Raw genomic sequence first — 21,234 nt, 5'->3', positions numbered from 1 at the left:
CGCGTTCTTACAGCGCGGCAGCGACCTCGGTGCCCTCACGAATGGCTCGCTTGGCGTCGAGCTCGCCGGCGAGCTTTGCGCCGCCGATGAGGTGGTAGCTGCGGCCGAGCGCGTCGAGTTCGTTGGCGAGGGTGATGACCGACTCTTGGCCGGTGCACAGCACGACGGTGTCGGCCTCGATGAGCTGCTGCTCGCCCTCGATCGTGACGCGAATGCCCTCGGCGACGATCTCGTCGTATTGAACGCCGACCATGGTGCGCACGCCGCGGCGTTGCACTTCGGCTCGGTGAATCCAGCCCGTGGTGAGGCCGAGGCCGGCCCCCGCCTTGGTCGCTTTGCGCTGCAATATCGTCACGGCGCGGGCGCTCTCGACGGCCTGCGGCTTGCCGACCGCGCCTGGAACGGTTGGGTCTTCGGTGATGCCCCAGCTCTCGCGAAAGGCTGCCGCATTGAGGGCGTGCGAGGGCCCCTTCTGGGTGAGAAACTCTGCGGTGTCGAAGCCGATGCCGCCCGCGCCGAGAATGACGACGCGTTCGCCGGCTGTGTGCTCGCCGCGCAGCACCTGGGCGTACGAGGCCACGTGGGGCAGGTCGACGCCAGGCAGCGCGGGAATGCGCGGTGAAACGCCGGTCGCGATGATGACCTCATCGAAGCCCTCAAGGTCGCTCGCGGTCGCTTGCGCGCCGAGCTTCACGGTAACGCCGTGGCGGTCGAGCTCGCCGAGAAAGTAGCGAATGGTTTCGGTGAATTCTTCTTTGCCGGGAATGCGCATGGCCATGTCGAACTGGCCGCCAACCGAGTCGCGTGCCTCGAAGAGCGTCACGGCGAAGCCTCGTGATGCGGCCGAGGTGGCCGCGGCCATGCCCGCGACACCGCCGCCAACGACGGCGACGCTGCGCTTCGTTCGGGTGGGCAAGAGCACCAGCTCGGTTTCGCGACCCGCTCGGGGGTTCACGAGGCACGAGGCGACCTTGCCGGCAAAAATATGGTCGAGGCAGGCCTGGTTGCAGGCGATGCAGGTGTTGATGCGGTCGCCCTCGCCGCGGGTTGCCTTGCCGGCGAACTCGGGGTCGGCGAGCAGGGGCCTCGCGAGCGCGACGAGATCGGCGCGGCCGGCGCTGAGAATCTCTTCGGCTACCTCTGGGGTGTTGATGCGGTTCGTCGCGACGACGGGAATCGTGGCGACCGAGTGCAGCGCCTCGGTGAAGTCAATGAAGGCTGCGCGCGGAACGCTCGTGGCGATCGTTGGAACGCGTGCCTCGTGCCAGCCGATGCCGGTGACGAACATGTCGACGCCGAGCGGCTCGAGTTGCTGGGCGAGTTCGAGCGTCTCGCCAACGCTCATGCCGTGCGGCACGAGGTCGGCAACCGAGATGCGGTACGAGAGCAGCGCGTCTGGGCCGAGGGCCGAGCGCACCTGTTCGGTGACGGCGAGAGCGAAGGCGCGCCGCTTCTCAGAGGTGCCGCCCCACTCGTCATCTCGCTGGTTGGTTGCGGGCGAGCAGAACTCGTTGATGAGGTAGCCCTCTGAGCCCATGACCTCGACACCGTCGTAGCCGGCCTCGAGTGCAAGCTTCGCCGCCTCGCCGAACTCGACGATGGTGCTCTCGATCTCTTCGGCCGTCATGGCGCGTGGCGAGAAGCGGTTGATGGGCGCCTGCAGTGCCGAGGGGGCAACGAGGTCGGGGTGGGTCGAATAGCGGCCGCCATGCAAGAGCTGCATGATGATGTGGCCGCCGGCCTCGTGCACCGCGTCGGTCACGAGCCGGTGCTTCTCGACGTCTTGCTCGGAGGTCATGGTGGCGCCGCCCTGCGTCAGCGCACCCGCGGCGTTGGGCCCGATGCCGCCCGTAACGATGAGCGAAGTGCCGCCGCGCACGCGCTCGGCATAGAACGCCGCCATGCGCTCGAACCCCTGCGGGTGTTCTTCAAGACCCAGGTGCATCGACCCCATGACCGTACGGTTGGGCAGGGTGATATTGCCGATCGTAACCGGCGAACTGAGGTGTGGGTAGGCGCTCATGCGATGACCTCTCTGTCGGGGCTATAGCTGAGCCGATCATAACAAGGGCCTACGACAAACTTCGATTCGTGTGGTGGGTATCGACAACCGCTAGGCTGATCCGCTCCACGCCGCTGGAATGAGGGTCCAGACGAGCTCTGCACCCTCTTCGTGTGCCCGCCAGGTGTGGGGCTCGCGGCCGTTGAACGAGAGGGTGTCGCCCGCCTGCATCTCGACCTCGTGTGAGGCGAAGGTGACGGTGACCCGGCCCGTGACCACGTGCATCATTTCGAGCTCGCTTGAGATCGTGTAGAGCCGCTCACCGCCGTGGGCGTGGGGCTCGGCGGTTGAGCGGATCATCTGTGCCCGGTTTTCCTCGCGGCCCGAGATGAGGCGTTCGACGACATTTTGCCCACCGAGGTTAATGAGGGGCGCGGTGTCGAGCTTCACGAGCGTCGTCTTGGTCTCGGTGAAGAGCTCGCCGACGGGCACCGAGAGCACCTGGCACAGCTGCACGAGCGTTGTGATCGAGGGTGAGGTTGAGTCGTTTTCGACGCGGCTGATGAAGCTCTTCGAGAGCCCGGTCGCGGTCGCGAGCTGCTCGATCGTCATGTGCTGGGCATTGCGTGCCGAGCGCAATTTTGCGCCGATGCGAAGCTCGGTGCCGCTCGCGTGGGCGTGGATCGATCGCATGCTTCCTCCTGGGTCTCCCCTTATTCTACGGGGCTTCCTTCCGGGCTCACGTTGCGAGCGTGGCATCGATGGTGTTTACTGTTAGGTAACAAAAGTTTCGTATTGAGAACTCTCACGAAAGGTGACACCGTGGTTCCAGAACAGCATGTCGGCCCCGTCGACGCGAGCAAGACCCCGCGCTACGCAGGCTTCGCAACGTACGCAAAGCTGCCGCGCATTGACGAGGTTGAGAAGACCGATATCGCGATCGTTGGCGTGCCCTTCGACACCGGTGTGAGCTTTCGCCCCGGCGCACGCTTCGGCCCCGCTCACGTGCGTGAGATCTCGCGGCTGATCCGCCCCTATAACCCGGCTCAGGACGCGTCGCCGTTCGAACTCGTGCAGGTCGCCGACGCGGGTGACATCGTCGCGAACCCCTTCAACCTCGATGAGGCCGTCATGCAGATCGAAGAGGCGGCGAATGAGCTGCACGAGAGCGTCGAGAAGATCGTCACGATCGGTGGCGACCATACGATTGCGCTGCCGCTCCTGCGCTCGGCTCACAAGCAGCACGGCCCCGTCGTCGTGCTGCACTTCGACGCCCACCTCGACACGTGGGATACCTACTTTGGGGCTCCCACGACGCACGGCACCCCGTTTCGCCGCGCGTCAGAAGAGGGCCTCATCGACATGGAGTCGAGCATGCACTTCGGCATTCGCGGCCCGCTCTACAGCAAGAAAGACCTCGAAGACGACACGATGCTCGGCTTCAGCGTCATCACGAGCGAGTACGTCGAAGAAAACGGCATTCAGGCGGCGATCGACCGCATGCGCGCCCGCATCGGCGACAAGCCCCTCTACATCTCGATCGATATCGACGTGCTCGACCCCTCGCACGCTCCCGGAACGGGAACACCAGAGGCCGGTGGCCTCACGAGCCGCGAGCTGCTGCGTGCCCTGCGCGGCATCGCCGACCTCAACATCGTTGGCGCCGACGTCGTCGAGGTAGCCCCCGCATACGACCACGCTCAGGTGACCGCCGTCGCCGCGAGCCACGTCGTGTACGAGCTCGTCACCGCGATGGCCCGCCGCACGGCAGCCGAGCGCGACGCCTAACATCCCTTCCCGTGGGCGCGCCGCAGCATGGCGCGCCCACACCCATGTTTCGCCCACCCTCCACAGTCAACGGAGACACCATGACAGACCAGCCCTTCCGCACCCCGACCGAGGCCGAGGTGCTTCGCGCGTCGGCCGATATCGTTGCCGCTTTCGAGGCGACCGACACCGAGCGCTACTTTGCCGCGTTTGCCCCCGAGACCTCATTCATCTTTCACCCCGAGCCCGCGAGGCTCGACACCCGCGCCGACTACGAGGCGTTGTGGGCGAGCTGGATCGAGGGTGGCTGGCGCGTCGTGAGCTGCGCCTCGAGCAAGCCCCTTGTCACGGCATACCCCGGTGGCGCGGTTTTCTCGCACGTCGTCGATACGACCGTCTTCGTTGACGGGGCCGAAGAGAGCTACACCGAGCAAGAGACCATCGTGTTTCGTGTCGACGGCGATGGCCTCATCGCCGTGCACGAGCACCTCTCGGCATACACCGGGGAGGCAAGCGCGTGAACATCTACCGCCGCCTCGAAACCTACCTGCAGGCCAATAACGACGACGCCGGACCCGCACGCGGAACGCTCTCGATGGGCCGCATTGGCATGATCTGGCTCGCGGCGAACCTCGTCGTGACCACGTTGCTCACGGGCACGCTCTTCGTGCCCGGCGTCTCGTTTGGCACCGCCTTCTCGATGATTCTCACGGGCACGCTCGTCGGCATGATCGTGCTCACCCTCATCGGCAACATCGGCACCCGCACCGGTCTGCCCACCATGGCCGCAACCCGCGGTGCCTTTGGCCTTCGCGGATCGCTGCTGCCGGTCGCCGCGAACGTCATCATTCTCATGGGCTGGAGCTGGGTGCAGGCGATGCTCGCCGGCGTCACGGTGAACTTCTTGGTCGCCGAGCTCACCGGCTTCTCGAACCCCATTCTCTTCTCGGTGCTCTGCCAGAGCCTCGTCGTCTGCCTCGCGATCTTCGGCCACGAGGGCATCGCGAAGGTTGAGCCGTGGATGGCGTTGCTCATTCTCGCGATCATGGGCTACGTGTTTTACACGGCCTTCTCGACCTTCTCGCTCGGTGAATACCAGGCGATCCCCGTCGATGAGAGCCTCGGCCTCAGCGGCATCACGGTGCTCGATATCGTCATCTCGACCGCGATCTCGTGGACGGTGCTGTCGGCCGACTTCAACCGCCTCGCGCGCAACTCGAAGGCCGGCATGATCGGCTCGGGCATCGGCTACACGCTGTCAACGGTGTGCGCCATGACGCTCGGCCTCGTTGCCTTCAGCTACGTCATTCTCTCGGGCAAGGATGCGGCCGAGTTTGATCCGACCGTCATCGTGGGCAGCTTCGGTGCGCCGCTCGCCCTCGTGATCTTCTTCTCGGTCATGGCCACGAACACGATGGTCGTCTACGGCATGGTCACCTCGGTCATCAACGCCCGCCCGCAGCTGCGCCTGAAGTTCTTGCCCACCGCGCTCGTGCTCGGCGGAACCTCGATCGCGGGCTCAACCCTGCTCGGCCTGCTCGACCACTTCACCGACTTCCTGACGATGATCGGCGCCTTCTTCGTGCCCGTCTTCGCCATCATGATCGTCGACTACTACCTCATCAAGCGCCGCTCGTACATGCACGACATCCTGCGCGACTCGGGCGGCCGCTACTGGTACACCCGCGGCGTCAACTGGGTCGCGGTCGGCGTGTGGATCATCGGAGCCGGCGCGTCATACCTACTCACCTACGTCTGGCCAAGCCCCATCGGCGCGACCATTCCCGCGTTCGTCGTCTCGTTCCTGCTCTACTTCGTGCTGAGCCTCTCGACGAGGGCGCGGTTTGCGGGTACCGATAAGGGGCACCTCGGCGAGACCGTGAGCATTCCGACGCTCGCCGACGAGTAGGGGCGGGGCGGGTCGGGCTGCCCCGGCGGCCCGCTGCTCCGGCGGCCCGTTGTCCCGGCGCTGCTTGCCTCCGGGCCGGTGGCCGGGACTGATCCGCTGCGGTGGGTTGGGGCTTCGGGGCTGCCGCGTTTCGGGGCTGCCGCGCTTCTGCCCTCCTGTGTTTGCAGAATTCGCGTCCACTTGACGAAAAGCAGGGTGTTTCTTCGAAAATACCCTGCTTTTCGTCAAGTAGCGGCAAAAACGATGCGCTCGAGAGTGGATTAGCCCAAAACGATGCGCTCGAGGGCGGATCGGCCCAGAACGCACGCCACCGAGCGAGTCTCGCGGGAGCCGGCCCGCGCTCGCCCCGGCCCGCCCTCCCACACAGCATGTAATGAAAGGATCAGTACATGATCGACCTCAGCCACGAACTGCGTACCGCGATGCCCGTGTATCCGGGTGACCCCGAGGTGGCGATTGCCGACGCCCTCACGCTCGAGCGTGACGGGGTGGCCGTGAGCGAGCTGCACCTCGGCAGCCACAGCGGAACCCACCTCGATGCCCCCTCGCACACGGTACAGGGAGGGCGCACCCTCGCCGAGGTCTCGCTTGACGAGCTCGTCGGCGAGGCGCTCATCATTCATGCCGAGGGGGTTGCCGCCGCCGGCCGCGCGCTGACCGCGGGCGAGCTGGGGCTCGATGCCCTCACCGAGGTTCCGCGCATCGTCGCGATCGCGACGGGCTGGCACCGACACTTCGGCACGCCCGCGTACCTCGAGCACCCCTTCATCGACAAAGCGGCGGCCGAGAAGCTCTGGCAGCTCGGCATGCGCGTGCTCGTCGTTGACACGCTGAGCCCCGATCAGACCCCGTCGGCTGACTTCCCGGTGCACGCGGTCGTGCTTGGGCAAGACGGCCTCATCGTCGAGAACGCGCGCGGGCTCGATGCTCTTGGCGACCGAGAGCGCCTCGGCATCTTTCCACTGCGCCTCGGTGCCGTCGACGGGGCACCGGTGCGCGCGGTCGCTTTCTAAGGTGCGGCGGCCCGTCAGTTCCCGTCAGCCCCCGCGTCGGTGACGGTGACGTCGGTCCAGTGAAAGTTCAGGTACGAGCGCGAGGCGGTCGGGCCCTTCTGGCCGAGGTAGCGAGAGTGGGTAGCGCCGGCGCCGTACGGGTTCTCGGCCTCTGACGAGAGCTTGAAGAAGCACAGCTGGCCGATCTTCATGCCGGGCCAGAGGCGAATGGGCAGTGTCGCCATGTTCGAGAGTTCGAGGGTGACGTGGCCGTCGAAGCCGGGGTCGATGAAGCCCGCTGTCGAGTGGGTGAGCAGGCCAAGGCGGCCGAGTGAGCTCTTGCCCTCGAGTCGCGCGGCAATATCGTCGGGCAGGGTGACCTGCTCGTAGGTCGAGGCGAGTACGAACTCGCCCGGATGCAGGATGAACCCCTCCTTGGGGTCGACCTCGACGAGCTGGGTGAGTTCGGGCTGCTCTTGCGAGGGGTCGATCACCGCGTACTTGTGGTTGTTGAACAGCCTGAAGTAGCGGTCGATGCGCACGTCGATGCTCGCGGGCTGCACCATTGATACGTCGCTCGGAGTGAGCGCGATGCGGCCAGACGCGAGCTCTGCCTTGATGTCACGATCTGAAAGAAGCACGTTGCAATCTTAGCGTCTCAGGGGTCGCGCCGCTTGGGCGGCTGTGGGTGTGCCAGAAAAGCGTGAAATGTGAGCCAGTCAGGGGTAGCCTCAGAAGAGAACCGGTGAACAACACATGCACGTGGCGGGAGCGCGGTTTGCGACAGCTCGCAGGTCGTGAACGGCGCCGAAGCCGTTGCGAAGGAGTGTCATGGTACGCATTGCAATGAATGGGTTTGGAAGAATCGGCCGGGGCATGCTGCGCGCCTGGCTCGAGCGCGAAGACCTGAGGGGTGAGCTCCAGATCGTTGCGATCAACGACCTGATGCCGCCAGAGACGCTCGCGTGGCTGCTGCGCGCCGACAGCGTCTATGGAAAGCTCGGGCACCCCGTGAGCGTAGCGGGCGAGAAGCTCAGCGTTCAGGGGCACGAGATTGCGCTCTACGCCGAGCGCGACCCTGCCCGCCTGCCGTGGCGCGAGCTCGAGGTCGATATCGTGCTCGAAGCGACGGGTCGCTTCACGAAGGCCGAGGCTTCGAGGGCCCACCTGCGCGCTGGTGCCCGTCGCGTGCTCGTTAGCGCACCCTCGAAGGGGGCCGACGCGACCATCGTGATGGGTGTGAATGACGAAACGCTCCGGGGCGGGCAGGCGACGATCGTGTCGAACGGCTCGTGCACGACGAACGCCATCGCTCCGATCGCCCGCGTGCTGCACGACCTCGCGACGATCGAGCAGGGCATGATGACGACAGTGCACGCCTACACCGGCGACCAGATGCTCGTCGACGGCCCACACAGCGACCTGCGGCGCGCCCGCGCGGCCGGGCTCAACATCGTGCCAACCTCGACGGGGGCGGCCCGCGCGATCGGGGCGGTGATTCCTGAGCTTGAAGGCAAGCTGTCGGGAGACGCGATCCGCGTTCCCGTTCCCAGCGGATCGCTCATCGAGCTCACGGCGCACGTCTCGCGCGAGGTGAGTGTTGAAGCGCTGCTCGCGGCCTACGCTGAGGCTGAACGGGGGAGGCTCGACGGGATCTTGGCGGTATCGCATGATCCGCTCGTCTCGTCTGACATCGTCGGCGACCCGCACTCGGTCGTGATCGACGGGGGCCTCATGCGCCAGGCCGGTAACCACGTCAAGGTGGTCGGGTGGTACGACAACGAGTGGGCTTTCTCGAACCGCATGCTTGAGACAGCCCTGGCGGTCGCGAGGGCCTAAGCGGCGCGCGCCGAAACCGGCGAACTAGGCGTCGGTGTCGGCCGGCACGAGCAGCTGGTGCTGCGCGAGCTCACGGTACAGGGGCACCTGCTCGACGAGCTCGGCATGCGTGCCCTGGCCGATGACCTCGCCGCCGTCGAGCACGACGATGAGGTCTGAGTCAACCACGGTCGAGAGCCGGTGCGCGATCACGACGAGCGTGCGCCCGGTCGCGACCGAGTCGAGGGCCTCGCGCATGAGGCGCTCGTTGACGCCGTCGAGCGATGCGGTCGATTCGTCGAGCAACAGAATGGGTGGGGCAGTGAGCAGCGCGCGCGCGATCGCGAGGCGCTGCTTCTCGCCGCCCGAGAGCATGATGCCGTCTTCGCCGACCTGGGTGTCGAGCCCCTGCGAACCGTCGCGGGTGAGAACGGTGCCGAGGTTCACGGCCTCGAGCACCCGGGTGCAGGCCGCGTCGCTCGAGTCGGGTGCGCCGATGAGCAGGTTGTCTCGCAGGGTTCCGGCGAGAATGGGGGTGTCTTGCTCGACGTAGCCGATCTGCGCGCGAAGGGCCTGGCGGTCGAGCGCGCGAAGGTCGGTTCCGTGCAGCGACAGCGAGCCCTCGTCGGGGTCGTAGAAGCGCTCGATGAGACCGAGCACGGTCGACTTGCCGGCGCCAGACGGGCCCACGAGCGCGACGCGCGCGCCCCGCGGCACCGCAAAAGTCACGCCCTTGAGTACGCGGGTCTCGATGATCTCGGCCGGTGCGGCCTCGTAGTCACGCATTGCGCGCCGGCCTGAGCCCTCTGGCACGTCGCTGAGCCTGAACGGTGCGGCCGAGCGGTAGGTGAAGTGTACGTTGTCGAGCGCGATCGCCGGTACGTCGCCGCTCGTTGGCACCTCGAGCGGCACGATGCGCCCCTCGGGCGTCGCGGCCGCGATCTCGGCGTCGTGCTCGGTCTCTGTGCTGAGCCTCGTGATCTCTTGAATGCGGCCGAGCGCGCCGAGCGCCTGGTTTGCTGCATTGATCGCGCCGAAGGCGAGGCCGAGCGGCTGCACGAGCATGAAGAGAAAAATGAGAAACACGACGAGGCTCGAGATCTCGAGCGTTCCCGTCGCGACGCGGTAGCCACCGGCGCCGAGCACGGCGAGAAACGAGACCTGCAGTGCGATAAACGAGACCGGAACGATGAACGCCGAGATGCGCGCGACCTTGAGGCCGTAGCCGTAGGCCGACTCGGCCTGCTCGGTGATCGTCGCTGCCTCGCGCTCGGTCGCGCCGGCCGCGCGAATGGTGCGGATCGACGAGATCGCGCGATCCACACTCGCTGCGAGGTCGCCCACCTTCTCCTGTGAACGGGCAACGGCGGGGCCGATGCGTGAGCCGAGCGCCAGCACGAGCAGCAGGGCAACGAGCAGCACCCCGAAGGTGATCGCGAAGAGCACCGGGTCGATGATGAGCATCGCGATGAGCGCGCCGATAAACATGAGGGCGCCGCCCACGACCTCGACGAGCCCCTGAGTGAGCACCGCTCGCAGGAGGGTCGTGTCAGAGCCGATGCGTGAGACGAGGTCGCCCGTGCGGCGCTGATCGAACTCGCTAATGGGCAGGTGCAAAATCTTGGCGATGAGCGTTCGGCGGCTCGAGAGCACAACGCCCTCGCCCATGCGCTGCAGCAGGTAGTGCTGCGTGCTGTTGAAGAGTGCCGAGAAGAGGACGAGCACGACGATGCCCCAGATGAGCCAGCCGAGCGGCTCTGCATCGCCCACCCGCGTGATGACCTGGCCAACGATGAGCGGCTGTGCGAGCGAGGTGATCGCCCCGAGCAGGCTCAGCACAATGATGACGGTGAGCAGCGCTTTCTGCTCAAAGAGATACGGCAAAAGTTCGCCAAGGGTCGCTCTCGGGCCCTTGGGCGCGGCGCCTTCGCGACCGCGTTTTCGGCCGGGGCGCGAACTGCGTTTCTTGGTCCCGGCTGGGGGAGCGGTGGACAGCGCGGCATTGCTTGTATCGGGGGCGTCGTTCACTCTCGCTACGCTACCCCATCTGCCTGCAATAGATCTGATGTGCGGCTCCGTGGCCCAGGGAATCATGCGCGATTGCGGGCCTCTCGGAGGGCCAGAATGCTGTGTTAGTGTGCACAGAGAACACGGGCGCCCAGCGCCAGGTGGACGACGGTGTCGAGTGGCGGCTGCGCGGTGTGCTGCGGCCTGAAGGGTGGTTGAGCGAATGACTGAAATCGGTGAGGGTCTTGAAGCGTGGGCCGGCGGCCTCTTTGTTGAGGGCAGCGTGCGGCTTCGGCAGTTTCGAGAGAGCGACACCGAGAAGCTCAGCGAGTGGTGGCGTGACCCGTCGGTGACGATCATGCAAACCGACCGTATGCCCGTCGGCGATGACGCCACGCTCACCGAGATGTTTCGCATGTGGAACAAGAACGACACACCTTCGGCGTGCGGCTACTCGCTCATCAATCACGAGGGAGAGTTCGTTGGTCACGTTTCACTCTGGGGTGTGACCCCGCCCACGATGATTGCCACGCTCGCGGTGATCGTGGGCCCCGAACACCAGGGCAACGGCCACGGCCGTGACGCGGTTCGCGCCGCGCTGCGCATCGCCTTTGAAGAGATGGGCGTCAACAAGGTCGAGTTGCAGGTGTGGCACTTCAATACTCGCGCCCGCGGGCTCTACGCCTCGCTCGGCTTCGTTGAAGAGGGCGTGCGCCGAGCGGCGGTCTACCACCGCTCGGCATTTCACGACCAGGTACTCATGGGCATGTTGCGCGACGAGTACCTGACCATGGCGACTCGTCGCTAGCCGCGCAGCTGCGACACGAGCAGCGCCGTGTTGAGTGCGGCCTCAGCGGCCTCCTGGCCCTTTGACTCCTGCGACCCGGGCAGCCCCGAGCGCTGGAACGCCTGCTCGTCGGTATCGACGGTGAGCACCCCAAAGCCAACGGCCTTGCCCGTGTCGAGGGCAACGCGGGTGAGCCCGTCGGTCACCGCGTTGCAGACGTAGTCGAAGTGCGGGGTTCCGCCGCGCACGATGACGCCGAGGCACACGACCGCGTCGAACTCACCGGCGAGGGCCGCCTGAGCGGCGACCGGAAGCTCGAAGGCGCCGGCGACGCGGTGCAGCTCGAACTCGGCGCCCGCGCTCTGCAACGTGCTGCAGGCTCCCTCGATAAGCCCGTTCATGATTTCTTCGTGCCAGCTGCCTGCGAGCACGGCGACGCGAAGGCCCTCTGCCTCGATCGCGAGTGATGGGGCTCCTGAACCCGCCATGATGATCCTCCTGAAAGTCGTTTCGATGTGAATGCGCCGGGCCCCACTGGAGGGCCCGGCAGAGTACTATTCGGCGGCCGAGTTCGTGACCGGGGCGCCAGCGGCTGATCCGCCACCCGCTACGGCCGATGCCTCGGCAACCGCGACGTCGGCAGGCAGCGTGTGGCCCATGCGGTCGCGCTTGACGCTCAAGTAGGCGGCGTTGCTATCGGTCACGCCGACCACGAGCGGCACCTGCTCGGCCACGGTGATGCCGCGGGCGCTCAGCTGCTCGACCTTGTCGGGGTTGTTCGTGAGCAAGCGCACGCTCGAGACGCCGAGGTCGGTCAAGATGTCGGCAGCCGCGGTGTAGTCGCGCGAGTCGGCGGGGAGGCCGAGCTGAATGTTCGCGTCGAGGGTGTCGATGCCCTGCTCCTGCAGCTGGTAGGCGCGAAGCTTATTCGCGAGCCCGATGCCGCGGCCCTCCTGGCCTCGCAGGTACACCACCACGCCACCCTCGGCAGCGATGAGGTCGAGCGCGGCGTCGAGCTGGGGGCCGCACTCGCACTTGAGTGAGCCGAAGGCCTCGCCCGTGATGCACTCCGAGTGCACGCGCACGAGCACCGAGTCGGCGCTGAAGTCGGTCTTGGGTGAGACGAGCGCGACGTGGTCGATGCCGTAGGTGCGGTCGCGGTAGGCGCGCATGTGCAGGTCGCCGTGCGTCGTGGGCACGAGCGTGTCGGCGCGAAGGCTCACGCGACGGGGGCTCTTCACGCACTCGGTTGACCCTTGAGGGTCGTGCTCGTTGAGGTAGGCGATGAGCTGCTCGATCGTGATGACCGGAACCCCGGCGCTCGCCGAGAGCTCTTTAAGCGCGGGGAGACGCATCATCTCGCCGTCGTCGGCAACGACCTCGCCAATCATCGCGACGGGCGAGAGGCCGGCGAGCTTCATAAGCTCAACCGCTGCCTCGGTGTGGCCGTCGCGCTCGCGCACGCCGCCGTCAACGGCGCGCAGCGGCAAGATGTGGCCGGGGCGGTTGACGTCGGTGGGAACCGAATTCGGGTCAGCGAGAATGCGCAGCGTCGTGGCGCGGTCGCCGGCGCTGATGCCGGTCGTGACGCCGTGGGCCGCGTCGACCGTGACGGTGTAGGCGGTCGTGCGTACGTCTTCGTTGCGCTTCACCATCATGGGCAGATCCATGCGGTCGGCAATCTCGTTGGTCATCGGCGCGCACAGGAGCCCGCTCGAGTACTTCACCGACCACGCGACCCACTCCTGGGTTGCGAGCTCGGCAGAGAGAATGAAGTCGCCCTCGTTCTCGCGGTTCTCGTTGTCGGCGACAATGACGGGCTTGCCCAGCTTGATCGCGTTGATGGCCTCTTCGATGGTTGACAGGCTCATGAGCGGTTCCCTTCGGTGGTGGTATCGGTGCTCGCGGCTGCCGCGGCAGAGTTGTTGGTAAAGGCGAGCATGCGTGAAACGTGCCGCGCGATAATGTCGGTTTCGATATTGACCTCGTCGCCGGGGGCGAGTGCGCCAAGCGTTGTGGCCGTGAGGGTCTCGGGAATGAGTGATACCTCAAACCACTGCTCGGCCTCGCCTGGCCCCGAGATCTCTGAGACGGTGAGCGATACCCCCGAGACGGTGACCGAGCCCTTGTCGACGAGCAGTGCAGCGAGCTCGCGGTCTAGCGCAAAACGGAGCACGCGCCAGTGTTCGCCCGGGGTCACCGAGACGAGCGTTGCCACGCCGTCGACGTGCCCCTGCACGATGTGGCCGCCCAGCCGAGTGTCGACGCGGGCGGCGCGTTCGAGGTTGACGCGACTGCCGACCTCGAGGCCGCCTAACGTCGACATCTTCAGCGTCTGCGCCATGACGTCGGCGGTGAACGACGAATCGGTCTGTTCAATCACGGTGAGGCACACGCCCGACACTTGAATTGAATCGCCGTGGCTCGCGTCAGAAACCACCTTCGGCCCGCGCACCGTGATGCGCATCGCCTCGGTTTGCGGTTCGATAGCGGTGATCTCACCAATCTCTTCGATGAGTCCTGTAAACACTACAGATCACTTCCTCTGTTTTCGGGTATCGCGGTCACGAGCAGGTCGTCGCCTAAGCGAGTAACCCCCGTTACCGTGAGGTGTAACGCATCGGTGATGCTTGAAATTCCAAGTTCTTGAATGGCGACGCGCTCGCCGCCGAGGAGCTTCGGCGCGAGGTACACGTGCAGCTCGTCAACGAGGCCCGCGGCGAGTAGCGAGCTCACGAGCGTCGGCCCGCCCTCGACGTAGAGCGTGCGAATGCCCATGGCCCCGAGCATCGCGAGATCGGCCGCGAGATCATCGCCCGTGAGGTGGATCGGTGCCCCGCTCACCTGACCCTGCAACGCGGGATGCCTGCGAATCGCGGCATCGGCCGGAACCTCCCGGTGGCCGAAGACAACGGGCAAGGGTTGCAGCGCGGCCTCGACGAGGAGCGCGCCCGAGGCGTCGCGCGCCGTGAGCGAGGGGTCGTCAGCGTAGAGCGTGCCCGTCGCGACAGCAATGGCGTCGGCCAAGGCGCGTTCGGCGTGCACGTGTTCGCGGGCTGCGGGCCCGGTGATCCACTGGCTTGATCCGTCGGCAGCCGCCGCGCGGCCATCGAGCGTTTGGGCCCACTTCGCGATGACGTGGGGCCTTGCGACGGGCTCGCCGTCACGCTTCGTGTGCTGCTGCTTGGCGAGCCAGCCTGCGAGCAGGGCGCGGGCCTCGGCCTCGCACACGCCAGAGATCACCTCGACGCCAGCCTCGCGCAGCCGTTCGGCCCCGCCGCTTGACTGCTGGCCCGGGTCGGGCAGTGCGTGCACGACGTGCCCAATACCGGCCTCGATGAGGGCGAGCGCGCAGGGGCCAGTGTGGCCCGTGTGGTTGCAGGGCTCGAGGGTCACGACCGCCGTGAGCTCTTTCGCGCGGTCGGCCCACTCTGCCGGGAGGTGCGCGAGCGCGTCAGTCTCGGCGTGCATGGTGCCGACGCCGCGGTGCCAGCCCTCGGCCACGACACGAAAGTCTGGGGCGGGCGAGAGAATGACGCACCCAACCTGCGGGTTCACGGTGTCGCTCGGGCCACGCCTCGCGATCGTGAGCGCACGACGCATTGCCTCTTCGAGCGCCTCGCGGCGTGCGGCCTGCGGGTCTTGCTGCATCTGAACCTCTGGGTACGGTCGGCCGGGGTTCAGACGGCTCGCCCGCGTACGGCAAAGCTAGCGCCTGCGTGCACCCTCTCATCCGGACTAGAGCGAAAAACGCTCATCACCGTCGGTTCTGGAATTGCACCAGATCTGCCAGATCGAATGACCCAGCTCGCGGACTCTCACCGCCGGTTCGGATTCTCACCGACCCCGGAAGCACGATTCACATCATACTCCCGAACCCTGACAGCCGTCGAGCGCGTGGCATACCGTGACTCGCCTGGCACAGGGAATGCGCTTTGCGGCCCGTGTTCACCAAAGGTTTCGTCGTCTGGGCGTCAGGCGCTGGCTAGGCTCGAAAGGGTGTGGCCGTCTGCGGGCCATCGCGCCAGGTGTGCCGCACAACTCGAACGCCACATATCGCGAAGGAGAAGACCAACGATGCTGAGTACACAGAGCGAAACGGGGGCGGGGGCGGTCAGAGCCAGATCCCTGGTGACTCGAGAACGCGACCGCAAGCGCCACACCGGAGTGGTGGCGGCGGGTGCCATTGCGGCGCTCGCGTTCACGGGAGTGGCAGTGAGCCCGGTGTTCGCGGCCGAAGAGCCGGCCGAAACGGTCTCGATTAACGTCGTCACCATTAACGATTTTCACGGACGTATCGAAGCTGACGGTGCCTCGGCTGGCGCTGCTGTGCTTGCGGGTGCCGTGCAAGAGGTGCGCGATAGCAACCCCAATACGGTGTTTGCCGCCGCGGGCGACCTCATCGGCGCGACGACCTTTACCTCATTCATTCAGCAGGACAACCCCACGATCGATGCCCTCAACGCCGCCGGGCTTGAGGTGAGTGCCGCGGGTAATCACGAGTTCGGCCAGGGGTGGGCCGACCTGCGAGACCGCGTCGTGAACCGTGCCGACTGGGAGTACCTCTCGTCGAACGTGTTTCTTACCGACACCGGTGAGACCGCCCTTGAATCGCACTGGGTCAAGGAGCTTGACGGCGTGCGAGTGGGCTTTATCGGTGCGGTAACCGAAGACCTTGATTCACTCGTGCCGCCCGCAGGAATGGACGGAATCGAGGTGCGCAGCATCGTTGACTCGGTCAATGCGGCCGCTGCCGAGCTCACCGACGGCGATGACGCCAACGGCGAGGCCGACGTGATTGTGCTGCTCGTGCACGAGGGCGCCGAGACGACGGCACTGTCGAGCATCACCCCCGATTCGCCCCTCGGAGAGATCGCCTACGGCGTGAATGATGACATTGACGCGATTGTCTCGGCGCACACTCACCTCGTGTACAACCACGAGGTCGAAGGGCGTCTCGTGGTCTCGGCGGGGCAGTACGGTGAGAACTTTGGGCTCATGTCGCTCGAGGTTGACCCGGAGAGCAAAGAACTCGTCTCGATCGAATACGAGAACAAGCCGCTCACCGATGGCAAGGGCGGGCCGTTGTATGCCGCAGTGCCGAGCGTTGCCGAGCTTGTCGATGAGGCCACCGAGCAGTCGGCAGAGCTCGGCAAGCAGCCGGTAGGCAAGGTGACGGGCGACTTCAACCGTGCACGCAAGGCCGATGGCACCTCTGAACACCGTGGCGGCGAATCAACCATCGGCAACTTTGTGGCCGATGTGCAGATGGCGACCACCGGTGCCGAGATGGCGTTCATTAACCCGGGCGGCATTCGCACCGATATTCGCTTTGCCGGCAGCCCGATGGGTGAGGGTGACGGTGTCGTGACCTACCGCGAGGCCGCCGAGGTGCAGCCCTTCGCCAACACGATGAACACGCTCAGCCTGACGGGCGCGCAGATCAAGAGCATTCTCGAGGAGCAGTGGCAGCCCGGGGGTGCGAGTCGCCCCTTCCTGAAGCTCGGTGTCTCGAAGGGGTTGACGTACACCTACGACCCCGAGGCGGCTCAGGGTGAACACATCACCTCGATCACCTTCAATGGCGCGCCACTCGACCCCGCGGCCGAGTACACCGTCGCGGCTAACTCGTTTCTCGCGAGCGGTGGCGACAACTTCGTGACCTTTGCCAAGGGCACGAACGTGGCCGACACCGGCGTCGTCGATATGACCTCAATGGTCGACTGGTTCAAGGAGTTTGAGACCGCGACCCCAGGCTACGCGCAGCGCGCTGTCGGCGTGCAGGTGAGTGAGCCTGCCAGCGAGCAGTTTGTGCCGGGAGAAACCGTGACGGTGCAGCTCTCATCGCTCGCATTCACCACGAACGAGCCTGCCCCCGGTGACGTCGCCGTCGAGCTCGACGGTAAGACGCTCGCGACCGCTCCGGTCTCGGTCGAATGGCCGGCTGACGAGAAAGACCCCGAGCATGCCTACGACGAGCTGGGCAAGGCGACGGTCAGCTTTGCGCTTCCGAGTGATGCCGCGGGAGTCGAGACGCTCGCCTTCACGGTCGGCGAGACGGGCACAACCTTTGCCGTCGAGCTGACCGTTGCAGAGACCACCGGCGGCGGCACCGATGGTGGGACCGATGGCGGCACCGGCGGTGGCACCGACGGGGGTACTGACGGCGGCACCAGCGGAGAGTTCGTGGCGGTTGACGGTGGCGCGGGCAACCACGCTGATTCGGGGCGCGACGCGTTGCCGAACACCGGTGGCGAGCTGCCACTCGGCTGGATCGCTGCCGCTGCTGTGACGCTCGCGGTGGGCCTTGCGCTCGTGCTCACCCGGAGGCGTTCAGCCGTGGGCATCGCGCCTGGGGCTGACGACCGCTAGTCGTTCACAACGCAATACCGCGTGGCCGGGGCCCAGTGAAGGGTCCCGGCCACGCGGCGTTCTGGCGTGTGTTACTTGTCGCCGATGTTCTTATCGATGGTGTCGCGCACCTGCTGCACCTTGTCGGCGTGCTTGCCGCCCGTTACCTTGTTCGCGAGATCAGCGGCCCCATCGAGAAACTTGTCGCTGATTTCTTCGGCCTTCTCGCTCTTCAAAGCGTCTTCAATCTTGTCGGCGTTGGCCTTGGCGAAATCGCTGACCTTGCCTGCTGCTTCACTTGCCTTTTTGCTGAGATCGTCAATGTCCACGATGGGCTCCTTTCGTGAGGCTCAACTGGCCTACACCTGTATTATCAGTCACCGCGCGTCGAAGCGCCAGAACGAGCGCGTGCTTTCGCGGGAGATGCACTTTAGCGTGAACGCCCAGGCGACTCAGGTAGACTATCGACTGGACGCCACATGACGCCCGGCCAGGAATCACGGTGGCCGCAGGCCGCCGTGCAGTCAGCAGAAATGAGGACGCAATGCGCGCTGTTACATACGTGAAAAACAATACGGTCGAGCTGCTCGAGAAGCCTGTTCCCGAGATTCAACCCGACGAGGTACTGCTCAAGGTCGGAGGAGCTGGACTGTGCCACTCTGACATCAGCATCATCGCGATGGGCGACGATAACCCGCTCATCGGCAGCACGCTCGGTCACGAGGTCGCCGGAACCGTTGAGAAGCTCGGTGAAGATGTACAGGGCTGGAACGCGGGCGACGCAGCGATCGTCTCGCTCGTGCTGGGTTGTGGCCAGTGCCGCGAGTGCCTCGCAGGCCGCGACAACCAGTGCGAGGTCGTGAGCCCCCGCGGTGCCCTCGCTCCGCTCTCACCCGGTATCGGTACCGCAGGCGGCATGGCCGACTACATCGCGGTGAAGGCACGCCACCTTGACCCGATCGGTGATCTTGACCCCGTGCTCGCGGCGCCGCTCGCCGATGCTGCGCTGACCCCGATGCACGCGATTAACACGGTGCGTGACCGCCTGACGGGCGACGCAACCGTCGTGGTGCTGGGGCTCGGTGGGCTTGGCCACATGGGCCTGCAGATTCTGCTCGCTACGACCGGCGCGCGTGTCATCGCTCTCGATACCGACCCGCAAAAGCTGCAGTTTGCCGAGAAGCACGGTGCCGTCGCGATCAAGAGCGACGCCGAGGCGCCCAAGAAGATTCTCGAGCTGACGGGAGGCGTTGGCGCCGACGTTGTCATCGACTTTGTTGGCGTGCAGCCCACCATTGACACCGCCATTGCGGTGGTTCGTGGCGGTGGCGCGATTCGTTTTGTCGGCCTCGGCGGCGGCTCGTTCTCGTACATTGCTGGCGCGAACGACCTGCCCTGGGGCGTGAACATTGAGCGCGCCTACGGCGGCACCCGCTCTGACATGCGCCAGGTTGTGGCGCTTGCTCAGGCCGGAAAGATTGGCGTCGAGGTCACGCGCTTCCCACTCGATGATGCAGTGAAGGCGTTCGATGAGCTGCACGAGGGCAACGTGCAGGGCCGCATCGTTCTCGTTCCATAAACCGCGCGCATGAGGGGCCGGGTTGCTTTCAGGCGGCCCGGCCCCTCTGCTTTTCGGGCGGCTCTGGCACAATCGAGGCATGACACACGATGCTTTGCTCCAGGTCGCCGTGCTCGGGTACGGCGCGATCGGTTCTCGCGTTGCGAGAGCCATTGCTAGCGGATCGACGCCGGGTGCCCGCCTCGCGGGCGTGATCGTGCGCGATCACGTCACCCCGGGGCAGGGCAAGGCCGCTGCAGATGGTCTCGCCGAGCTGAGCCTCACTGAGGCGCTTGAGCGTGCCGACCTCGTTGTGGAGTGCGCCGGTGGCCCGGCTGTGCGTGAGGTGGGCCCTGCTGTCGTCGCTGCGGGGAAGGATCTGCTCGTTGTCTCGGTTGGCGCCGTCGCCGACGAGGCGCTGCGGCTGAAACTCGTCGAGGGTGGCCCTGGGCGCACCTTTTTCAGTACCGGCGCGATTGGTGGGCTTGACCTGCTCGCGGCCGCTGCGGTCGGAGGTGGTCTTGATGAGGCGACGATCACCTCACGCAAGCTGCCCGGGTCGATTGTGCAGCCGTGGATGTCGGTCGATGAGGCTCATGCCCTGCGGGCGGCGACCGAACCCACGACGGTGTTCGAGGGCAGTGTCGCCGAGGCGATCGAGCGGTTTCCGAAATCGCTCAACGTCGCGGTTGCCCTCGCGCAGGCGACGGGCCTGTGGGGCGGGGTGCGGGTGCGTCTTGTCGGCGACCCTGCGGCTGAGCTGACGAAGCACGAGATTCACGCCTCTGGCAGTTCTGGCGAGTATGCCTTTTCGGTCTTGAATCACCCGCTGGCCGAGAACCCGGCATCGAGTGCCGTGGTTTCGCAGGCGCTGTTGAAGGGAGTTGCCGCGCTCGCGCGCCCTTCTGGGACGATGGTATAGCGAAGGCCGGCCGGCGTTTTTGAAACGCCCGACCGGCCCTCGCTTCAAGGCGCGTTAGCGGCGCAGAATGCCCATGGCGTCGTAGACGCGGTCGAGGGTCGCCTGGGCAACCTCGTTCGCACGGTCGGCGGCGCCGAGCAGCAGTCGGTCGAGTTCGGCCGGGTCTGAGAGCAGTTCTTCGGTGCGCTGTTTCACGGGGGTGAAGGTGTCGCCAACGACCTCGGCGACGGCTTTCTTGAGGTCGCCGTAGCCGCGGCCTTCGAACTCGGTCTCGAGCGATTCGATCGTGCGGTCGCCGAGCACCTGGTAAATGGTGAGCAGGTTCGAGACGCCGGGCTTTGCTTCGCGGTCGAAGCGAATCGTCATGTCGTCGTCGGTGACGGCGCGCATGACCTTCTTCTGGTTGGCCTTCGGCTCGTCGAGCACCTTGAGCAGGCCGCCCTCGGTGTCGGCCGACTTCGACATCTTCGCGGTCGGGTTTTGCAGGTCGAAGATCTTCGCGGTTTCTTTCTGAATCTGTGCGCGTGGCACAACGAAGGTGTCGCCGAAGCATGAGTTGAAGCGCTGCGCGAGGTCGCGGGTGAGCTCGACGTGCTGGCGCTGGTCTTCGCCCACGGGCACGGCCTCAGCGTTGTAGAGCAGAATGTCGGCGGCCATGAGCATGGGGTAGGTGAAGAGCCCCACCGATGAGCTGTCGGCACCGTAGCGCTGCGACTTGTCTTTGAACTGGGTCATGCGGCTCGCCTCGCCGAAGCCGGTGAGGGTGTTGAGCACCCAGGCGAGTTCGGCGTGGGCCGACACGTGTGACTGCACGAAGAGCGTCGATTTTTGCGGATCGATTCCCGCGGCGATGTACTGCGCGGCCGTCGCGCGGGTGCGTTGGGCGAGTTCAGCGGGGTCTTGTGGCACCGTGATGGCGTGCAGGTTGACGACGCAGAAGAAGGCATCGAAGTCTTCTTGCATCTGGGTCCACTGGCTGAGCGCTCCGATGTAGTTACCGAGGTGGAGCGAGTCGCTTGAGGGCTGCATGCCCGAAAAAAGGATGGGTTTTGACATGGTTCCTGAATCGTTTCATCGCGCGGGGCTGGGCGGTTCGTTGCCCTGGAGCCGCGCGTATGGGG

19 protein-coding genes and 1 riboswitch are annotated in these 21,234 nt (G+C 65.8%); of the genes, 9 read left to right on the top strand and 10 right to left on the bottom strand.

Going from position 1 to position 21,234, the window contains the following annotated elements; translation table 11 throughout:
• Positions 1-7: 7 nt before the first annotated feature.
• Positions 8-2,023 (bottom strand): NADPH-dependent 2,4-dienoyl-CoA reductase, encoded by a 2,016-nt coding sequence (locus JSO19_RS05370; protein ID WP_270910258.1) that lies wholly within the window; start codon positions 2,021-2,023, stop codon positions 8-10.
• A 90-nt stretch (positions 2,024-2,113) separates the two neighbouring features.
• On the bottom strand, positions 2,114-2,695 hold the full coding sequence (locus tag JSO19_RS05365; RefSeq protein ID WP_270910257.1) for a helix-turn-helix domain-containing protein: 582 nt from the start codon (positions 2,693-2,695) through the stop codon (positions 2,114-2,116).
• 129 nt (positions 2,696-2,824) lie between these two features.
• On the opposite strand from JSO19_RS05365, the gene speB reads away from it, so the two are divergent.
• From speB to JSO19_RS05345, 4 genes are all read left to right on the top strand, one after another.
• Positions 2,825-3,790, top strand: coding sequence for an agmatinase (gene speB, locus JSO19_RS05360; RefSeq protein ID WP_270910256.1), 966 nt, complete (start codon positions 2,825-2,827; stop codon positions 3,788-3,790).
• An 80-nt stretch (positions 3,791-3,870) separates the two neighbouring features.
• On the top strand, positions 3,871-4,290 hold the full coding sequence (locus JSO19_RS05355) for a YybH family protein (RefSeq protein WP_270910255.1): 420 nt from the start codon (positions 3,871-3,873) through the stop codon (positions 4,288-4,290).
• Between the two features lie 74 nt (positions 4,291-4,364).
• Positions 4,365-5,678 carry a purine-cytosine permease family protein gene (locus JSO19_RS05350; protein ID WP_270912099.1) on the top strand — a complete coding sequence of 438 codons (1,314 nt, stop codon included), beginning with the start codon at positions 4,365-4,367 and terminating at the stop codon, positions 5,676-5,678.
• Positions 5,679-6,067: 389 nt separating this feature from the next.
• Entirely contained in the window at positions 6,068-6,691 is a 624-nt protein-coding gene (locus JSO19_RS05345) for a cyclase family protein (RefSeq protein ID WP_270910254.1), read from the top strand.
• A 14-nt stretch (positions 6,692-6,705) separates the two neighbouring features.
• Here JSO19_RS05345 and dcd read toward each other — a convergent pair whose 3' ends face one another.
• Positions 6,706-7,311, bottom strand: coding sequence for a dCTP deaminase (gene dcd, locus JSO19_RS05340; protein WP_270910252.1), 606 nt, complete (start codon positions 7,309-7,311; stop codon positions 6,706-6,708).
• Positions 7,312-7,501: 190 nt separating this feature from the next.
• On the opposite strand from dcd, the gene gap reads away from it, so the two are divergent.
• Positions 7,502-8,509 carry a type I glyceraldehyde-3-phosphate dehydrogenase gene (gene gap / locus JSO19_RS05335; protein WP_270910251.1) on the top strand — a complete coding sequence of 336 codons (1,008 nt, stop codon included), beginning with the start codon at positions 7,502-7,504 and terminating at the stop codon, positions 8,507-8,509.
• Positions 8,510-8,533: 24 nt separating this feature from the next.
• On the opposite strand, the gene JSO19_RS05330 is transcribed toward gap, so the two are convergent.
• Complete coding sequence (locus tag JSO19_RS05330) at positions 8,534-10,483, bottom strand: ABC transporter ATP-binding protein (RefSeq protein WP_442915707.1); 1,950 nt, start codon at positions 10,481-10,483, stop codon at positions 8,534-8,536.
• 235 nt (positions 10,484-10,718) lie between these two features.
• Between JSO19_RS05330 and JSO19_RS05325 the strand changes: the two genes are divergently transcribed.
• The gene (locus tag JSO19_RS05325; protein WP_270910249.1) at positions 10,719-11,303 is read left to right on the top strand and encodes a GNAT family N-acetyltransferase; all 585 of its coding nucleotides are present in this window, start codon (positions 10,719-10,721) and stop codon (positions 11,301-11,303) included.
• On the opposite strand, the gene ribH is transcribed toward JSO19_RS05325, so the two are convergent.
• The 4 genes from ribH to ribD all read right to left on the bottom strand — a co-directional run bounded on the left by ribH (position 11,300) and on the right by ribD (position 14,933).
• Positions 11,300-11,770 carry a 6,7-dimethyl-8-ribityllumazine synthase gene (gene ribH / locus JSO19_RS05320; protein ID WP_217136313.1) on the bottom strand — a complete coding sequence of 157 codons (471 nt, stop codon included), beginning with the start codon at positions 11,768-11,770 and terminating at the stop codon, positions 11,300-11,302. The genes JSO19_RS05325 and ribH overlap by 4 nt on opposite strands.
• A 66-nt stretch (positions 11,771-11,836) precedes the next feature.
• The gene (gene ribA / locus JSO19_RS05315; protein ID WP_270910247.1) at positions 11,837-13,153 is read right to left on the bottom strand and encodes a GTP cyclohydrolase II; all 1,317 of its coding nucleotides are present in this window, start codon (positions 13,151-13,153) and stop codon (positions 11,837-11,839) included.
• Positions 13,150-13,812 carry a riboflavin synthase gene (locus JSO19_RS05310; protein WP_270910246.1) on the bottom strand — a complete coding sequence of 221 codons (663 nt, stop codon included), beginning with the start codon at positions 13,810-13,812 and terminating at the stop codon, positions 13,150-13,152. Before JSO19_RS05310 ends, ribA begins: the two co-directional genes overlap by 4 nt.
• Positions 13,812-14,933 carry a bifunctional diaminohydroxyphosphoribosylaminopyrimidine deaminase/5-amino-6-(5-phosphoribosylamino)uracil reductase RibD gene (ribD, locus tag JSO19_RS05305; RefSeq protein WP_270910244.1) on the bottom strand — a complete coding sequence of 374 codons (1,122 nt, stop codon included), beginning with the start codon at positions 14,931-14,933 and terminating at the stop codon, positions 13,812-13,814. Before ribD ends, JSO19_RS05310 begins: the two co-directional genes overlap by 1 nt.
• Before the next feature lie 66 nt (positions 14,934-14,999).
• Positions 15,000-15,140, bottom strand: a riboswitch (FMN riboswitch).
• A 273-nt stretch (positions 15,141-15,413) separates the two neighbouring features.
• Here ribD and JSO19_RS05300 point away from each other — a divergent pair.
• Positions 15,414-17,654, top strand: coding sequence for a bifunctional metallophosphatase/5'-nucleotidase (locus JSO19_RS05300; RefSeq protein WP_270910243.1), 2,241 nt, complete (start codon positions 15,414-15,416; stop codon positions 17,652-17,654).
• A gap of 71 nt (positions 17,655-17,725) precedes the next feature.
• On the opposite strand, the gene JSO19_RS05295 is transcribed toward JSO19_RS05300, so the two are convergent.
• Positions 17,726-17,962, bottom strand: coding sequence for an Rv0909 family putative TA system antitoxin (locus JSO19_RS05295; protein ID WP_270910241.1), 237 nt, complete (start codon positions 17,960-17,962; stop codon positions 17,726-17,728).
• 215 nt (positions 17,963-18,177) lie between these two features.
• Here JSO19_RS05295 and JSO19_RS05290 point away from each other — a divergent pair, with 215 nt between their 5' ends.
• Together JSO19_RS05290 and JSO19_RS05285 are read left to right on the top strand one after the other, a co-directional pair.
• Positions 18,178-19,212: an alcohol dehydrogenase catalytic domain-containing protein gene (locus JSO19_RS05290; RefSeq protein WP_270910240.1), complete on the top strand. Its 1,035-nt coding sequence runs from the start codon at positions 18,178-18,180 to the stop codon at positions 19,210-19,212.
• A gap of 79 nt (positions 19,213-19,291) precedes the next feature.
• Entirely contained in the window at positions 19,292-20,113 is an 822-nt protein-coding gene (locus tag JSO19_RS05285; RefSeq protein WP_270910238.1) for an aspartate dehydrogenase domain-containing protein, read from the top strand.
• 54 nt (positions 20,114-20,167) lie between these two features.
• Here the strand turns inward: JSO19_RS05285 and trpS are convergent, their stop codons facing one another.
• The gene (trpS, locus tag JSO19_RS05280) at positions 20,168-21,169 is read right to left on the bottom strand and encodes a tryptophan--tRNA ligase (protein WP_270910236.1); all 1,002 of its coding nucleotides are present in this window, start codon (positions 21,167-21,169) and stop codon (positions 20,168-20,170) included.
• Positions 21,170-21,234: the final 65 nt, after the last annotated feature.

Source organism: Leucobacter sp. UCMA 4100, assembly GCF_027853335.1.
GTDB lineage: Bacteria > Actinomycetota > Actinomycetes > Actinomycetales > Microbacteriaceae > Leucobacter_A.
This window is presented reverse-complemented; position numbering and strand designations above follow the sequence as displayed.

Bases quoted from the DNA above. Each gene is read 5' to 3' on its own strand.
- JSO19_RS05365 (WP_270910257.1), bottom strand. From the start codon at position 2,695: ATGCGATCGATCCACGCCCACGCGAGCGGCACCGAGCTTCGCATCGGC.
- trpS (WP_270910236.1), bottom strand. From the start codon at position 21,169: ATGTCAAAACCCATCCTTTTTTCGGGCATGCAGCCCTCAAGCGACTCG.
- JSO19_RS05325 (WP_270910249.1), top strand. From the start codon at position 10,719: ATGACTGAAATCGGTGAGGGTCTTGAAGCGTGGGCCGGCGGCCTCTTT.
- JSO19_RS05285 (WP_270910238.1), top strand. From the start codon at position 19,292: ATGACACACGATGCTTTGCTCCAGGTCGCCGTGCTCGGGTACGGCGCG.
- ribH (WP_217136313.1), bottom strand. From the start codon at position 11,770: ATGGCGGGTTCAGGAGCCCCATCACTCGCGATCGAGGCAGAGGGCCTT.
- ribA (WP_270910247.1), bottom strand. From the start codon at position 13,153: ATGAGCCTGTCAACCATCGAAGAGGCCATCAACGCGATCAAGCTGGGC.
- JSO19_RS05355 (WP_270910255.1), top strand. From the start codon at position 3,871: ATGACAGACCAGCCCTTCCGCACCCCGACCGAGGCCGAGGTGCTTCGC.
- gap (WP_270910251.1), top strand. From the start codon at position 7,502: ATGGTACGCATTGCAATGAATGGGTTTGGAAGAATCGGCCGGGGCATG.
- ribD (WP_270910244.1), bottom strand. From the start codon at position 14,933: ATGCAGCAAGACCCGCAGGCCGCACGCCGCGAGGCGCTCGAAGAGGCA.
- JSO19_RS05350 (WP_270912099.1), top strand. From the start codon at position 4,365: ATGGGCCGCATTGGCATGATCTGGCTCGCGGCGAACCTCGTCGTGACC.
- JSO19_RS05370 (WP_270910258.1), bottom strand. From the start codon at position 2,023: ATGAGCGCCTACCCACACCTCAGTTCGCCGGTTACGATCGGCAATATC.
- JSO19_RS05290 (WP_270910240.1), top strand. From the start codon at position 18,178: ATGCGCGCTGTTACATACGTGAAAAACAATACGGTCGAGCTGCTCGAG.
- JSO19_RS05345 (WP_270910254.1), top strand. From the start codon at position 6,068: ATGATCGACCTCAGCCACGAACTGCGTACCGCGATGCCCGTGTATCCG.